Here is a 15,855-nt window from a genome sequence, read left to right on the forward strand (position 1 = left end):
CCAGCATTCACCTCTGAAGAATGCGCGAACTATCTCGAAAATTCAGGTTATCGAACCTAATGCCATCACGCTTTAGCAACTGATACGTTTGGGTGAGGGGTCTCTCTCGACGCACGCCGACGTTCGCGGAGGCAGCCCCTCATCCGGCGCTTCGCGCCACCTTCTCCCACAAGGGGAGAAGGGAAGCGCGAGACGTCGATGCGGTTCGGAAGCTCGCAATGACGGCGTGCGAGACCTTTACCGGATCGGAGGCGCGTATTGGATGCCGCCGGCGTTCCAGAGCTGGTTGAGGCCACGCGGGATCTTCAGCTTCGACTCGCTGCCGACATTGCGGTCGTAGATCTCGCCGTAATTGCCGACGTGGCGGATGATGCGGGCGGCCCAGTCCTTGGTCAGGCCGAGGTCCTCGCCATAGGAGCCTTCGGTGCCGACCAGCCGCATCACCTCGGGCTTCTTCGATTTCAGCGCCTCATCGATGTTCTTCGACGTGATGCCGAGCTCCTCGGCGTTGATCATCGCATACAGCGTCCATTTCACGATCATCATCCAGTCGTCGTCGCGCAGCCGCACCACGGGCGCGAGCGGCTCCTTGGAGATGATGTCGGGCAGGATGATGTGATCGTTCGGCTTGGAGAGGTTGAGCCTGAGCGCATAGAGCTGCGAGGCATCGGCCGTGATGGTGTCGCACTGCCCGCTGTCATAGGCTTTGACGACATCCTCGAGCTTTCCGAACTTCATCTCCGTAAATTTCATATTGTTGAGACGGAAATAGTCGGCGAGGTTGAGCTGCGTCGTGGTCTCCCCCTGCACGCAGACCTTGCTGCCGTTCAAGTCGAGTGCGGAGTCGATGTTGCGCGAGCGCGGCAGCATGAAGCCTTCGCCGTCATAATAGGCGACGGCGGGGAAATAGAGGTCGTAATTGGTCTCGCGCGACATGCTCCAGGTCGAGTTGCGCGAGAGGATGTCCACCTTCCGGCTCTGCAACTCCTTGAAGCGTTCGCTGGCATCGAGCGGGATGAATTTCGCCTTGGACGGATCGTCGAAGATCGCGGCCGCCACCGCGCGGCAGAAATCGACGTCAAAGCCGGTCCAATTGCCCTTCTCGTCGGGGATCGAGAAGCCCGGCAGGCCCTTGTTGACGCCACACAGCACCTCGCCGCGGCGGACGGTGCGCTTCAAAGTCTTGGTGTCGTATCGCTCATAGGTGATGGCCGCGACTGCAACCAGGGCCGCGACCGCGAGCCCGATCAGCAGGCCGCCTCGAAATGTGCGCTTCATTATTTATTTCTCACCAGGTGTAGGTGTCAGGAAGGGAAAAGCGGGCGGGCGGTTACAGTTCGGGCTTCTGCCGGACGATGACCTTGGTGCCGACCGGGACGCGATCATAGAGATCGGCGACGTCGGCGTTGACCAGCCGGAAGCAGCCGGAGGAGATCGCGGTGCCGATGGTGTTGGGCTGGTTGGTGCCGTGGATGCGGTAGACGGTGGTGCCGAGATACATCGCGCGCGCGCCGAGCGGGTTGCCGGGGCCGCCGGCCATGAAGCGCGGCAGGTAGGGTTGGCGTGCGATCATTTCCGGCGGCGGCGTCCAGTCCGGCCATTCCGCTTTACGGGTAATGTTCAGGAGACCCTGCCACTGGAAGCCTTCGCGGCCGACGCCGATACCGTAACGGATCGCGCGGCCGTTGCCCTGAATCAGGTAGAGATGGCGTTCCTTGGTCGAAATGATGATCGTGCCGGGCGCCTCGTTGGTGCGGTAATAAACCACCTGCTTGCGCCATTCCGGATCGAGCTCGACATTATCGTCGGGGACGAGACCCGGCTGATCGCCGACATCGTTGCTTTGGGCCTGGCTCTGTGAGACCGAAAGCATCAGGCCGCCTGCCGCAATGACCATCCAGATCAGGTGACGAAATTTCGTCATACAAAGCTCTCCTGTGGCGCGCGGCCAAATTCACTAGTGCTCCACCCAAATCAGGAACCATCAAATCTCAGTGGCAGCTTGATGGCAAGTTTGAGGCAGAGGAGATCACTGCCTGGAATACCTGCGATTCCCGTCATAGCCTTGTGGCGGAGCTGTCTTATCGCGGTGCGATCCAGAGGCGCAGACCGAACGAAATCAACGCCACGGTGCCGACACCGCCGAGCCAAAGCGCCGCGAACCACATCAGGCGCTTCGCGAGCGGGCGTTGGTCCTCCTGGCGCGACATCAGTGATACCCGCTGCCGGGCCGCACCTTGCCGCGAAACACCCAATACGCCCAACCCGTGTAGGCGAGGATCAGCGGAATCAGGATCGCGACGCCAACCAGCATGAAGATCTGGCTGTTGGCAGGCGAGGCCGCTTCCCAGATCGTGATGCTCTGCGGCACGATATAGGGATACATGCTGATGCCGAGGCCGGCATAGGACAGCAAGAACAACGCCAGCGTCAGGAAGAACGGCTGGTAGTCATATTTGTTCGCAAGGCTGCGCAATAGCAGCGCGGTGACGGCCGCCACCGCGAGCGGCACCGGCGCGGTCAGGATGATGTTCGGCCAGGTGAACCAGCGCTGGGTATATTGCACGCTGAGGAACGGGGTTGCGAGGCTGACGGCGACGATCGCACCGAGCATCGCGAACAGTAACACCCAACTCAATTGATAGGCCTTGTCGCGCAGCGCGCCCTCGGTCTTCATCACCAGCCAGGTCGCGCCCAACAGCGCGTAACCCACCAACACCGATATGCCGGTCAGCACGCTGAACGGCGTCAGCCAGTCCCACCAGCCGCCGGCATATTGGCGGGCCTCGACATGCACACCCTGCAGGATGGCGCCGAGCGCAACGCCCTGGGCCAGCGCCGCGACCAGTGACCCGCCGAAAAAGGCGCTGTCCCAGCGGTTGCGTTCCCTTTGCGTGCGCCAGCGGAATTCGAAGGCGACCCCGCGGAAGATCAAGCCGACCAGCATCGCGATAACGGGCGTATAGAGCGCCGGCATCAGCACGGCATAGGCGAGCGGAAACGCCGCCATCAGCCCGCCGCCGCCGAGCACCAGCCAGGTCTCGTTGCCGTCCCAGACCGGCGCCACGCTGTTCATGATGACGTCGCGATCCGCCTTGTTCGGGAACAGCGGAAACAGGATGCCAAGGCCGAGATCGAAGCCGTCCATGACGATGTAGACGAACACCGCGAAGGCGATGATGAAGGCCCAGACCGTGGCAAGGTCGACCGTGACACTCATGACGCGAGCTCTGTTGCCGCGGCGGCGGCCGGGGTGATGCCGGCGGCGCGGGCGGGAACGTCACGCGGCGGTCCCGCTTCGCCGGGATGCGGCGGCGCCGCCATCAGCCGCAGCAAATAGATCACGCCCGCCGTGAACACCGCGAAATAGACGATGACGAAAGCGAGCAGCGAGGAGCCGACCGCAGGCGCAGCGAGCGGAGAAGCGGAGTCGGCCGTCCGCAGCAGGCCATAGACCGTGAATGGCTGCCGCCCTGTCTCGGTGGTGATCCAGCCCGCCAGCACCGCGATGAAGCCCGCCGGCCCCATCAGCATTGCGAAGCCGTGCAGAAAGCGCGAGGAATAGAGCTGACCGCGCCAGCGCATCCACGCGCTGAGCAGGCCGAGCCCCATCATCAGGAAGCCGAGCCCGACCATGATGCGGAACGACCAGAAGGTGATCGGTACCGGCGGCCAGTTTTCGCGCGGCACGGTGTCGAGCCCGTCCATCGGCGCGGTCGGTGAATGCTTCAGGATCACCGATCCGAGCTTGGGGATTTCGACGGCGAAATCGACCCGGCCGGCCGTCTGGTTGGGCCATCCGAACAGGATCAGCGGCGCTCCGTCCTTGTGGCTCTGGTAGTGGCCTTCCATCGCCATGATCTTCACAGGCTGATGCTCCAGCGTGTTCAGCCCGTGCTGGTCCCCGGCCAGGATCTGGATTGGCGCCACGAAAGTCGCCATCCACATCGCCATCGAGAACATCACGCGTGGGCCGGCGAGATGCTGGTCACGCAGCAGATGATAGGCGCCGACCGCGCCGACCACGAGCGCGGTGGTCAGATAGGCCGCGAGCACCATGTGCACGAGGCGATAGGGAAAGGACGGATTGAAGACCACCTTGAGCCAGTCGGCGGCCACGAACTGGCCGCTCGCATTGATGGCGTAGCCGGTCGGCGTCTGCATCCAGGAATTGGACGAGAGGATCCAGAATGCCGAGATCAGCGTGCCGATCGCGACCATCAAGGTTGCGAGAAAGTGCAGCCTGGGACCGACGCGGTTCAATCCGAACAGCATCACGCCGAGGAAGCCTGCTTCAAGGAAAAACGCGGTCAGCACCTCATAGGCCATCAGCGGTCCGATGACGGGCCCGGTCTTGTCGGAGAAGGCCGACCAGTTGGTGCCGAACTGGTAGGACATCACGATGCCCGACACCACGCCCATGCCGAATGCGACCGCGAAGATCTTCAGCCAGTAGTGAAACAGATTGATGAAGACCTCGCGCCCGGTCCAGAGCCAGAGCGCTTCGAGCACCGCAAGGTAGCTGGCGAGCCCGATCGAGAAAGCCGGGAATATGATGTGAAACGACATCGTGAAAGCAAACTGCGCCCGGGCGAGCGCAACCGCATCCCAGCCTTCGAACATGACACGCTACCCATCGTGAATTACGACGTGAGGTTATCACGCGTCCGATCGTAGTGAAAACATGTCAATATGACCAAGGCAGAGGGAGCGACCCGGCGCGGACCTTGGCGCGCCGGGTTTGACGATAGTACTTTGGTTGTCGCAGAAGCGCTCAACTGTTGGCGTTGAGCAGCCGGGCGACGGTGCGGTCAATCTGCTCGTACTGTCCCTCGCCGTCGTGATGGAATACGATATGTCCATTCTGGTCGATGATGTACTGCGCGGGCCAATACTGGTTGCGGTAGGCATTCCAGGTCTGCGACTCATTGTCCTGCGCCACCGGATAGGTGATGCCGTGCCGTTTCAGCGCGGCCTGGACGTTGGACGCTGAGCGTTCGAACGGAAATTCCGGCGTATGGACGCCAATCACGACGAGACCTCGATTCCTGTACTTGGCGTCGAGCGCAACGACGTGGGGCAGCGTGTTGACGCAGTTCACGCAGCCATAGGTCCAGAAGTCGACCAGCACGACTTTGCCGCGCAGGTCAGCGATGTCGAGCGGCTGCGAATTGAACCATTTGGTGATGCCGGCAAAATTTGGCGCGCTCTGTTGCGCCGCCGTGACCCTCGCCGCGGGCTCCTGCGCACGAGCGATATGGGGAGCGGTGATGCCGGTCAGGCAAACGGTGCCGATCAGCGCGGATATAAGTGAACGCAGGATCATGGTGATTTCCTTTGAGGTCAAAGGCCGATCTGGCCGTTGGGATAGAAGCTGGTCAGCCACGCCACGATCAGCGTGTCGTATTGGAAGTAGGAGAGGGCCGCGAACGCGATGATGACGACGCCAAAGCCCTGCTGCAGTCGCGGCGCGATCCGCGCAATGCTGCGGATGCGGGTCGTGACGGCCTGACCGCCGTAGGCGATGGCGAGCATCGGAAGCGCCGCCCCGACGGCGTAGACGACAAGCTGCAAGCTGGCCCAGCCGGTATCTTTCGACGTCGCGACTATGGTCAGGATCGAGCCCAACACGGGCCCGGCGCAGGGCGTCCATACCAGCCCGAGTGTCGTGCCGAGCACGAAGCCGCCGATCAGGCTTTGCGATGGTGTTGCATTGCCCGGCGAACCGCCCGCGGTGAGCCCGGAAATCCGGATCGCCAGCCATTCGAATGGCGCGGGCCAGATCATCAATAGCCCGAAGCCGAGCAACAGGATCGCGGCGCCGGTTCGCAGCACGTTGGGATCGAAATCGAAGGCGCGGGTGATCGCGCTCAGCAGCAACGCCACCATCGAGAACGACATCACAAAGCCGAGCGCGATCATCGCCGGCCGCGCCTTGCTGGTCTGGCCTATCGATGCCCCAAGCAGGATCGGCAGCATCGGCAGGGTGCAAGGCGCCGCGACGGTGACGACACCTGCGAGCAGCGCCAGAACAAGATTCAACATCACGATCGTCCGTCGCAGTCCGGCCACGCCCAATGCCTGAGCCGGTAGTGTGATGTTGTTCGCGAAGACAAGATCAGACGTTACGTCTGCCTTATTCGGATGTGGTCACGTCTGTGTGAGGCTTCCACGGTGATTGCACGAGCCACAAAGGCAGAGCGACCCGGCTGGGGGGCATCCCGGCCGGGTCGTTGGAGGTCGTCTTGGGAGGTTAGAACTTGAAGATGTAAGAACTCGCTATCTGATCTCGCAGACTTCCGCGGCGCTCTTGGTGCTGCAATCGATAACCTGCTCGCGCACTGGCGTTGCACCGGCATCGCGCTGCGCGCGCGGGGCGACATTCTGGCTCGACAGCGTTGCAAGCGTAGCCACCGCGCCGAGCGGGATGATGAAGAAGCGGAAGGATGGCTTCAGCATGTCTTTCTCCTGTTCGGCGTTGGCGTTGCGTTCGATGGTTAACGTATACAGGCTGAGCTTTTCCAGGTGATGTCGTCGATTGTTTCAATTGTTTCGTGGCCGCCTTCTGGCTCCGAAGACGATCCGTACAATTTCCGGCCTTCCTTACGACCTTCCGGATCGCTCCTTCACGCCGCGAGGCTTTCCACGCCGGCGCACCTCAGCAATTCGGCGAGCTGCTTGCGGGCATAGAACATGCGGGTCTTCACCGTGCTCTGGGGAATGCCGATGATCGCACCGGCCTCTTCCACTGACTTCTCGTGATAATAGACGAGGTTGATGATCTCGCGATGCGCCGGCGACAGCTTCGCGACGCAGGCGCGCAGGATCTCGCTGGTCGAGGCGCGATCGAGCGCGGCTTCCGGTGTATCGGCGTCGTCGACGATCTCGAGCACTTCTTCCTGCTCGATATCCTCGTGCCGGCGCTGGCGCAGCGCGGTCAACGCCTTGAAGCGGGCGATCGACAACAGCCAGGTGGAAACCTGCGAGCGGCCTTCGAACTGGTCGGCGGTGCGCCAGACGTCCAGGAACACCTGGCTCACGAGATCTTCCGCCACCGTGGTGTCGCGGACCATGCGCAGGACAAAACGGTAGACCCGGACGTTGTGGCGGGAATAGAGCACATGCATGGCTGTCCGGTCGCCTATGGCGATCTTGCCGAGCAGCATTTCGTCGGATGTCTGGCGTGCCGCGGCGATATGATCGTTGGCTGCAGCGTTGATGGCGACGACGTTCGACATGACAGGCTCCCAGTTCGCCTTGGCGGCTTTCGTTGGGAGAATTGTTAATGAGCCACGGTTTCGGGATGTCTGCGCGAAAAGCGGAAAATGGTTTCATCCGTAGGAGAATTGTTTCGTCGGAGCGCGGGCGACGAAACATTCGAGGCAAAAATGCTAGTAATTTCAATGCGAGGAAAATTGCAGGGAGGTTGCGGGCAGGGTGAAACCAGGCGGCCTCCTGATACGTTCTCCCGCCCCCAGCATTGGGCGGGCGGCGAAGATCAGGCCTTTTCGCCGCTCGGTGAGAACAGATAGCCGCCGCCGCGGATGGTGCGGATGACTGCGGGCTTGGTCGGATCGATTTCGATCTTGCGGCGGATGCGCATGATCCGGAGGTCGACGGCGCGGTCGAAGGCCTCGGCGTCGCGCGCATTGGCCAGTTCGAGCAGCCGCTCGCGCGACAGCACCCGTTTCGGATTGGCCGCGAACACCTTCAGCAGCCCGAATTCGGATGCCGTCAGCGGATGCTCGTTGCCCTCGTCGTCGCGCAGCGCCTGCGCCTGCAGGTCGAGCCATTTGGTACCGAAGCGGACCAATTGTTCCTTTTCGGTCTTGGCGGCCGCAGCTTCAGGCGCGGCCGCTTTGGCCGGCGTGCTCCGCCGCAGGACCGAGCGGATCCGCGCCATCAATTCGCGCAGCTCGCAGGGTTTTGCCACGTAATCGTCGGCCCCGAGCTCAAGCCCGACCACGCGGTCGATCGGGCTCGCGGTCGCCGTCAGCATGATGACCGGCACATTCATCCGGCTCTTGAGATCGCGGATGATCGACAGCCCGTCTTCCTCGGGCATGTTGAGATCGAGCACCACGAGGTCGGGATGGTTGGTCTCGATCACGCTGCGCAGGCTCTTTCCGCCGTCGCACAGCGTCACGCCAAAGCCGTGCATCTTGAGATAATCACCGACCATTTCGCGGGCCGGTGCCTCGTCATCGACAATGATGATGTGCGGGCTCTGGGTCATGATGTCTCTGCTGTAGCAGGCAATGTAACCGTAAAGATCGAGCCTTGTCCGGGCCCGGGGCTCTGTGCCGTTACATGGCCGCCATGCATGTCGATGATGCGCTTGACGATCGAAAGTCCTAACCCGGTCGAACTCTCCCCTGCTGTCGGCTTGGCTGACAGCCGCTGGAACCTGCCGAACAGGCGACCCAAATCCTCCGGCGAGAGGCCGGCGCCCTCGTCGGCGATCCGGATCACCGTGTTGTCGCCCTCATGGGTGACGATCACCGTGATCTTGCCGCCGATTGGTGAGTATTTGATGGCATTGCTGACCAGATTGTCGATTGCCTCGCGAATGCGGTCGGCATCGCACATGGTCACGAAATTCGGCGGTGCGGAGACCGAGATGCTCTGCTGCTTGTTGACTGCCAGTGGCAGGTTCGCTTCGGCGACCTCGTTGATAAGAGCCGCGACATCGACCGGTTCGCGGCGGATGGTGATGTCGAAGGCGTCGGCCATCGCATCCGAGATCAGATGATCGACCATCGACGTCAGGCGCTTGGTGGCATCCCTGATGTGCTCGACCTGGGTCGCGACCGCCTCCTTTGGCGAGCCGGCGCCGATCAATTCGGTCAGCATCTCGGTGCGGCCGAGGATCACGCCGAGCGGGTTCTTGAGGTCATGGGCAACCGTGCCCAGGATCTCGTTCTTGAAGCCGTTGGCACGCTGCAATCTCAGCCATTGCGCCGAAAGCCGGCGGTTGGCCTGCATCAGCGCGCGGGTGCGCTGGGCGACGCGGTCCTCGAGCTGCGTGTTGGCCTCATGAAGCTGCTGGTACAGGATCACGTTGTCGAACGCGATCGACAGGCGGCTACTGAATATCTCGACCAGCGCACGGTCGGTGTCGGAGAGCTGGCGCTCCGCCTGCAGGAGCACCACGACTTCGCGGCCGCTGCCGGTGCGCAAATAGAGCACGCTGCGGTGGTCGGCGAATTCGTTCTTGCGACGCTGGAAGGCGGCTTCCACCATGTCGCGCAGATCAGGGTCGAGCGACTTCGAGCTGGTGGTGCCGATGAAACGGCTGTAGCATCCGGAGCCTGCCAGCACCGACAATTCGCTGCCGGCGCCGTCATCGCGCAGCACCAGGATGCCGGCGCACTCGACATTGAGCAGCGAGGCGAGCTGGGTCAGCACGCCCTCGGCAAGCCGCTGCATCGATTTGAAGTCGTAGAGCGTGGAGGCGGCGTCGATGATGATCTCGAGCCCGCGCCTCGTCTGCACCATGCGCTCGAGCTGCTGATAGCTGCGCAGCGCCGCCGTCAACGAGGTGAACAGCTTGTCGGCGGTGAGCTCGGTCTTGGCCTTGTAGTCGTTGATGTCGTATTGGACGATCACGCGCCGCTCCGGCGCCTGTCCCGGCTGTCCGGTGCGCAGGATGATGCGGACGGTCTCGTTCTTGATCTCGTTGCGGATATATTCGACGAGCTCGAGCCCTGCGACGTCGGTCTCCATGATGACGTCGAGCAGCACGGCGGCGATGTCCGGATGCTCCCGCATCAGCTTGCGACCTTCCGCCGCAGAATAGGCCGACAGGATTTCCAGGGTGGCCCCGTTCAGGCTGTAGTCGGACAGCGCGAAGCGGGTGCCTTCATGCACTGCAGCATCGTCGTCGATGACTGCCACTTTCCATTTGCGTGCGGACGAATCTTCCGGTGCGACCCCGGTGTCGTCGATCAGGTGGAGGACATCGTCCTGTTCGGCCATTGAGCAGTTCCGTCATTGGCTTGGTCCGCGATCGTGGGCTCGCCCGTAGGCTGCCCCCTGGCGATTCTCGGCATGATAATGCGAAAAGTGGTGCCTTGTCCCACCCTTGACTCCAGCACCATGCGACCGCCAAGCTGCTGGGTGACAAGATTATAGACAATATGCAAGCCCAGCCCGGTGCCGCCTTCGTTGCGCCGCGTGGTGAAGAATGGATCGAACGCCTGGCGCTGCACGTCCGGCGTCATGCCGGCGCCGTTGTCGGCGAAGATGATCTCGATGTCGTCGCTGCCGCGGGCCCGTGCTGAAATCGTGATCGTCCCCGATCGCCGGTCGGCGAACGCATGATTGACGGCGTTAAGGAAAAGATTAGTTAAAATTTGTCCGTAGGAACCGGGATAGCCGTCGATCATCAGGCCTTCCGGCACATCGACAGTGAGGGCGATCGCGGCTTTCTTCAGCACCGGCCGCAGGCTGGCGACAATCTGGTCGGTCGCTTCGCTCAAGGAAAACTGGCGACGCTCGGCATGTGAGCGGTCGACCGCCACCTGCTTGAATGACTGGATCAGTTCGCCCGCACGCTGCAGGTTGGCGACGAGCTGCTGCGCGGCATCGCGCGAGCTTTTCACGAATTCGTCGAGCTTGGAGCGGCGGAGCTGGTCCGATTTCAGCTCGTGCTCGAATATCTCGGTGCGGCGCGCAAAGCTCGAGGCCACCGTCAGGCTGATGCCGATAGGGTTGTTCACCTCATGGGCGACACCGGCGACAAGACCGCCGAGCGCCGCCAGCCGCTCGGCATCGATCAGGTTCTGCTGCGCCGTATTGAGTTCGAGCAGCGCGCTCTCCGCCCGTTCCTTGGCGGCGCGCAATTCGTCCTCGGCCTGGCGCTTGGCGATCGCGTTCTCGCGGAACACTTCCACCGCGCGCGCCATCGCGCCGACCTCGTCCTTGGCATCGGTGCCCAGCACGTGGCGATCGTAACTGCCCGACGTGATGGCGTGCATCGAGGCCATGATCTGCTGCAGCGGCAGGCGGATCGAGAGCGCGATCAGGACGCCCGCGGAAACGATGATGCCGAGGAAGATCACCGCGATCGAGAGCACGCGGCGCGAAATGTCCGACAGCGTCCGGTCGAAAGTCTCCTGCGCCTTCTGCTCGCGCTGGCGCATGTTGATCGAGAGATCGTCGATGACGCCGATGGCGTCGGCCTGGCTGGCGTCGATGGTGTTGCGGAGCAGCTCGGTGCGGCTGGCGAGCTGCTCGGTCAACTTGCCCAATCCCTCGCGCAACGCTTCGGTTCGCTTGTTGAGCCGCGCCAGCGCCAGGCGCTGCAGGTCGTTGTCGGCGAGGTCGATCATGACCGGGATCGTCTTCTCGATCGTCTCGGTGTTGCGGCGGGCCTCTTCGGCGGATGCGCTCGAGAGCGACAGATAATAGGCGTTCGCCGCCACCAGCATCGCGGTGAAGGCCTCGCGGGATTTGCCGAGCGAGGGCCAGATCAGCGCGTCGCGATGGCCGGTGGCGCCTTCGATGATGGAGTAGAGACCGGCCATGTCCTTGGCCGGCCCGAGCACCTGCTCCTCATAGGTCTTGGTGATCTTTGCCTGCACGGCGCGCAATTCGCCGAAGCCGTCCAGGAAGCGGCTGGTGACGCGCTCGAGCTGCTCCACCGACCCCGACAGCATCGGATCGGTGGCGGCGCGCGTGGTCAGCGTGCCGAGCACGGCTTCGCGGAGCAGCAGGATCTCGGCGAAGAGCTCCGGGCTCGGCTGGTTGATGTAGCGGTGGATCAGGTTCTGCAGCCGGCTGGTCTCGGTCTCGAGCTTGGCCAGGATCTTGTCGGACTCCCGGACCTGCCGGACATCCTCCCACGCCGAGCGAAGCACGGTGGCGCCGTTCCAGATCAACGCCGCCAGCACCACCACGACCGCCGAGTTCAACAGCGCGATCGACAGGATGCGCCAGCGGATCGGCACCGCCCGCAGCATCTGGACGATCTGCACGCGGCCGCGCGCGGCGAGGCTCGCCTGCCGTCCCACTGCTCCATCCTGTGCGGGTGTTGCCAAGCTTGCTTCACTCCACCTTGCGGATGCGCGCGATCAATGACGCGATCGCGCCGTCGCGCTGCGCTTTGGCATAAAGCCCTGCCATCGCCGCCTCGAACGGCCCGCGATCGAAATCGCTGACGATCTTCACGCCCGCGGCTTCCGCGCGCTGGCGCGAGCGCTCGTCGAGGTCCTTCCACTTCTCGCGCATGAAGGTGCTGGAGCGCTTCGCGGCTTCGCGGAAAAGCGCCTGGTCTTCGACCGACAGGCTCGCCCACGCCTTTTGCGACATCACCAGCACTTCCGGGCTCATCGTATGTTCTGTCAGCGTATAGAAGCCTGCGAACTTGTAGTGATCGGCGGTGATGAAAGACGGCCAGTTGTTCTCGGCGCCGTCGATCAATCCGGTGGCAAGTCCGGTCTTCACCTGACCGTAGGGCAGTTCGATCGGTTCGGCGCCGAGCGCGCAGATCATGTCCGACATCTGCTGCGACTGCTGGACCCGAATCCGCAGGCCCTTGAAGTCGTCGAGCGAACGGATCGGACGAGCGCTGTTGTAGATCGAGCGCGCGCCTGAATCATAGAAGGCCAAGCCGACGAATCCGTAGGCCTCGAATGAGTTAAGGATCTCGTTGCCGATGGGGCCATCCAGCACCTTCTGCAAATGTTCGACCGAGCGGAACAGGAAGGGCAGCGCCAGCACGTTGGCCGCGGGCACCATGGTGCCGATCAGCGCCACATTGGTGCGGTTGATGTCGATCGCACCCGCCCGCGTCTGCTCCAGCGTTTCTTTTTCCTCGCCAAGCTGCCGCGAATGAAACACCCGCACATGATGACGGCCACCGCTTCGCTCCTCCACCAGGCTGCCCATGTAACGCAGCGCCTGGACGGTCGGATAGTCCTCGCTCTGGGTATCGGACGCCCGAAACTCGCGCGCAGCCGCACCCGTTGCGACCGCCGTCAGCAGCAGCGCGATAACAAGCGTCATGGTCCGCGAAAGGCCGGCGCGGCGGTACACAGGCTACAAATCCCCTTGTGATATGGTCTGTGGCAGGAAGAAAAGGTTCAATACTTTTAGCAGAAGCCTGAAAGATAGCTATCCGACGATCTACGGTTAATCGGCCATTCCGACGCATTGTCGGATTGCAACCGTAACGATGCAGCCTTAATCAGGGGCAAAAGTCATTTTGCTTCTCAAGCGCGAAAGCCTGGATTGGCGCACCGTGACATTGTTTACGAGATTCCTATACCCAGCGGCGCTCGCGACCACTCTCCTCGGATCTCCAGCGCATGCCGCGACCGAGATCATGTGGTGGCACGCGATGTCGGGAGAACTCGGCAAGCAGGTCGAGAAGCTCGCTGCCGATTTCAACGCGTCCCAGTCCGACTACCGGATCGTGCCGAGCTACAAGGGCAACTATACCGAGACGGTCACGGCGGCGATCTTCGCCTTCCGCTCGCGCAGCCAGCCCGCCATCGTCCAGGTCAACGAGATCGCCACCGCCACCATGATGGCGGCCCGCGGCGCGATCTATCCGGTGTTCGAGCTGATGCGCGATCAGTCCGAGCCGTTCCTGCCGTCGGCCTATCTGCCGACCGTGACCAGCTATTACGCCGATCTCAGCGGCAATCTGCTGTCGTTTCCGTTCAACGCCTCGACGCCGATCCTCTATTACAACAAGGATCTGTTTCGCGCCGCCGGCCTCGATCCGGAGGTGGCGCCGAAGACCTGGCCCGAGCTCGGTGCGGCGGCAAAGCGGCTGCGCGCGGCGGGTGCTCCGTGCGGATTCACCACGTCGTGGCCGTCCTGGATCAATGTCGAGAATTTCTTCGCCTTCCACAATGTGCCGATCGCGACCAAATCCAACGGCTTCGGCGGGCTTGATGCGGAGCTCATCTTCAACAATCCGCTGATGGTGAAGCACATCGCCCAGCTCGTGGAATGGCAAGCCACCAAGGTGTTCGACTATAGCGGCCGCGGGCAGTCGGCCGAGCCGCGCTTCCAGAAGGGCGAATGCGGCATTTTCATCGGCTCGTCCGGCACCAGCGCCGATATCAAGGCCAACTCGAAATTCGAGGTCGGTTACGGCATGCTGCCCTATTGGCCAGATGTCGCCGGCGCGCGGCAGAACAGCATCATCGGCGGCGCCACGCTATGGGTGCTGCGCGATCGCCCGCGGACCGAATATGCAGGCGTTGCGAAGTTCTTCGCCTATCTGTCGAAGCCGGAGGTGCAGGCCGCCTGGCACCAGGCGACCGGCTATCTGCCGATTACCCGCGCGGCCTATGAGCTCACCCGCTCGCAGGGTTTCTACGACCACAATCCCGGGGCGGCGATCGGGATCGAGCAATTGACGCTGAAGCCGCCGACCGAGAACTCGAAAGGTATCCGGCTCGGCTCTTTCGTGCTGATCCGCGGTGTCATCGAGGAGGAGCTCGAGCAGGCCTTTTCCGGCAAGCAGTCGCCGCAGACAGCGCTCGATCTGGCCGTCGAACGCGGTAACCGGCTGCTGCGCCAGTTCGAGCGCGCCAATCCGGACAGATAGAAGTGGCGCTCACCATCCTCGTCGTCATTGCGAGCGGAGCGAAGCAATCCATCTCTCCACCCGCGGAAACATGGATTGCTTCGTCGCTTCGCTCCTCGCAATGACGGCGTGGCGCAATTCATGACATGGCCATTACCGACCTTCCCCGATTACGAAGCCTTTCGCGCCTGGCGTGCTGACCCATCGCGCTGGCTGCCGGTCGCGATGGATATCGCCCGCAGTCACGGAATTGCGTCCACGCCGCTTCACGTCTTCACGACCGGCACCAACCTCGTCGTCGGACTCGGTGATGATCTCATCCTGAAGTTATTCCCACCGGTGCTGCGGGCGCAGTTCGTATCCGAGCGCGGATCGCTCGCGCAGCTTCGCGGACGGCTCAAGATTCCGATTCCCGAGCTCGTCGCCGAAGGCGAGCGCGACCGCTGGCCCTATCTCGTCATCACGCGCGTGTCGGGTATCCTGGGTGCGGAGGTGTGGCCCTCGCTGCCCGAAGCGGACAAGGAGCGCGTGCTCGCCGAGATCGGCGAGACCATTGCCGATGTTCAGCGCGTGCCGCCGGGCTCGCTGCTTGAAATCGAGCCGCGCTGGGACGTGTTCATGCAGAGCCAGATAGAAGGCTGTCGTGCCAGGCACGAACGGCTGGGGCTGGCGCGAAAATTCCTCGACGGGCTCGATGATCTCCTGCGCGACGCCGCCGAGTTGATCCCGATGCACGAACCACCGGTCATCCTCACCGGCGAGTACATCCCGCAAAACTTCATGCTGACGCAGCGGGGCGGCCGCTGGCACCTTTACGGATTGATCGATTTCGGCGATGTGCTGGCGGGATGGCGCGACTACGATCTGCTCGGCCCCGGCGCATTCATGGCCGCGGGCCGGCCGCGCCGCGTGCTGAGCCTGCTCGAAGGCTTTGGATATTCCCGCAGCGACATCGATTTCACGCTGAAGCGGCGGCTGATGGCCTTGATGCTGTTGCACCGCGCAAGCGACCTCAACCGCCACATCTGTATCGATGGCTGGCAAGCGAAAGCTGACGATCTCCTGCAACTGCAGGAACTGATTTGGGCCACGTAAAAATGACTCGCCTAACAATCGGGCGTTCAAAAATATCCGCCTAATCAATAGGCAAAAACACTGGTTTGTATGCAACGTGGTGTCTGCCAATTGTAGCGTTTGATCCTGCTTCTCTCGATATTCCTAAGCATTATCAATGCTTTGGGACTGCGCCAACGCTCCGTTGAGGCTTGGCACAAACCTTGCGAACTCCTTCCACGCCATTTCCCAGGGGC

Annotated in this window: 15 protein-coding genes; 2 read left to right on the top strand and 13 right to left on the bottom strand. The window is 62.5% G+C overall.

The genetic code is table 11. From position 1 onward, the window contains the following. Window positions 1-237: 237 nt before the first annotated feature. From ACZXDY_RS22840 to ACZXDY_RS22900, 13 genes are all read right to left on the bottom strand, one after another. The gene (locus tag ACZXDY_RS22840) at window positions 238-1,278 is read right to left on the bottom strand and encodes an amino acid ABC transporter substrate-binding protein (RefSeq protein WP_464347042.1); all 1,041 of its coding nucleotides are present in this window, start codon (window positions 1,276-1,278) and stop codon (window positions 238-240) included. A gap of 52 nt (window positions 1,279-1,330) precedes the next feature. Next, a complete protein-coding gene (locus ACZXDY_RS22845) occupies window positions 1,331-1,924 on the bottom strand; it encodes a L,D-transpeptidase (RefSeq protein WP_464347043.1) in 594 nt (197 codons plus the stop codon). Window positions 1,925-2,081: 157 nt separating this feature from the next. Beyond that, window positions 2,082-2,210, bottom strand: a complete 129-nt coding sequence (locus ACZXDY_RS22850) for a DUF2474 domain-containing protein (protein ID WP_464347044.1) — start codon at window positions 2,208-2,210, stop codon at window positions 2,082-2,084. Further along, on the bottom strand, window positions 2,210-3,220 hold the full coding sequence (gene cydB / locus ACZXDY_RS22855; protein WP_464347045.1) for a cytochrome d ubiquinol oxidase subunit II: 1,011 nt from the start codon (window positions 3,218-3,220) through the stop codon (window positions 2,210-2,212). Before cydB ends, ACZXDY_RS22850 begins: the two co-directional genes overlap by 1 nt. Next, on the bottom strand, window positions 3,217-4,623 hold the full coding sequence (locus tag ACZXDY_RS22860) for a cytochrome ubiquinol oxidase subunit I (RefSeq protein WP_464347046.1): 1,407 nt from the start codon (window positions 4,621-4,623) through the stop codon (window positions 3,217-3,219). Before ACZXDY_RS22860 ends, cydB begins: the two co-directional genes overlap by 4 nt. Window positions 4,624-4,774: 151 nt before the next feature. Beyond that, window positions 4,775-5,332 (bottom strand): thioredoxin family protein, encoded by a 558-nt coding sequence (locus ACZXDY_RS22865; RefSeq protein ID WP_464347083.1) that lies wholly within the window; start codon window positions 5,330-5,332, stop codon window positions 4,775-4,777. A gap of 11 nt (window positions 5,333-5,343) precedes the next feature. After that, entirely contained in the window at window positions 5,344-6,045 is a 702-nt protein-coding gene (locus ACZXDY_RS22870; RefSeq protein WP_028163405.1) for a cytochrome c biogenesis CcdA family protein, read from the bottom strand. Window positions 6,046-6,279: 234 nt separating this feature from the next. Beyond that, entirely contained in the window at window positions 6,280-6,459 is a 180-nt protein-coding gene (locus ACZXDY_RS22875) for a hypothetical protein (protein ID WP_130226666.1), read from the bottom strand. Window positions 6,460-6,626: 167 nt separating this feature from the next. After that, entirely contained in the window at window positions 6,627-7,238 is a 612-nt protein-coding gene (locus ACZXDY_RS22880) for a sigma-70 family RNA polymerase sigma factor (protein ID WP_130226665.1), read from the bottom strand. A 260-nt stretch (window positions 7,239-7,498) separates the two neighbouring features. Further along, window positions 7,499-8,236, bottom strand: coding sequence for a response regulator (locus ACZXDY_RS22885; protein WP_028163408.1), 738 nt, complete (start codon window positions 8,234-8,236; stop codon window positions 7,499-7,501). Next, window positions 8,233-9,978 carry an ATP-binding response regulator gene (locus tag ACZXDY_RS22890; RefSeq protein ID WP_028163409.1) on the bottom strand — a complete coding sequence of 582 codons (1,746 nt, stop codon included), beginning with the start codon at window positions 9,976-9,978 and terminating at the stop codon, window positions 8,233-8,235. Before ACZXDY_RS22890 ends, ACZXDY_RS22885 begins: the two co-directional genes overlap by 4 nt. Further along, window positions 9,948-11,963 (bottom strand): sensor histidine kinase, encoded by a 2,016-nt coding sequence (locus tag ACZXDY_RS22895; protein ID WP_464347084.1) that lies wholly within the window; start codon window positions 11,961-11,963, stop codon window positions 9,948-9,950. The genes ACZXDY_RS22890 and ACZXDY_RS22895 overlap by 31 nt, the downstream gene beginning before the upstream one ends. An 85-nt stretch (window positions 11,964-12,048) precedes the next feature. Beyond that, window positions 12,049-13,008 (bottom strand): TRAP transporter substrate-binding protein, encoded by a 960-nt coding sequence (locus ACZXDY_RS22900; RefSeq protein ID WP_464347047.1) that lies wholly within the window; start codon window positions 13,006-13,008, stop codon window positions 12,049-12,051. Between the two features lie 241 nt (window positions 13,009-13,249). On the opposite strand from ACZXDY_RS22900, the gene ugpB reads away from it, so the two are divergent. Beyond that, window positions 13,250-14,566: a sn-glycerol-3-phosphate ABC transporter substrate-binding protein UgpB gene (gene ugpB / locus ACZXDY_RS22905; protein ID WP_464347085.1), complete on the top strand. Its 1,317-nt coding sequence runs from the start codon at window positions 13,250-13,252 to the stop codon at window positions 14,564-14,566. Window positions 14,567-14,686: 120 nt separating this feature from the next. Further along, window positions 14,687-15,640 carry an aminoglycoside phosphotransferase family protein gene (locus ACZXDY_RS22910; RefSeq protein ID WP_464347048.1) on the top strand — a complete coding sequence of 318 codons (954 nt, stop codon included), beginning with the start codon at window positions 14,687-14,689 and terminating at the stop codon, window positions 15,638-15,640. Window positions 15,641-15,855 lie beyond the last annotated feature (215 nt).

The sequence above is a fragment of the Bradyrhizobium sp. LeoB3 genome, from assembly GCF_055456055.1.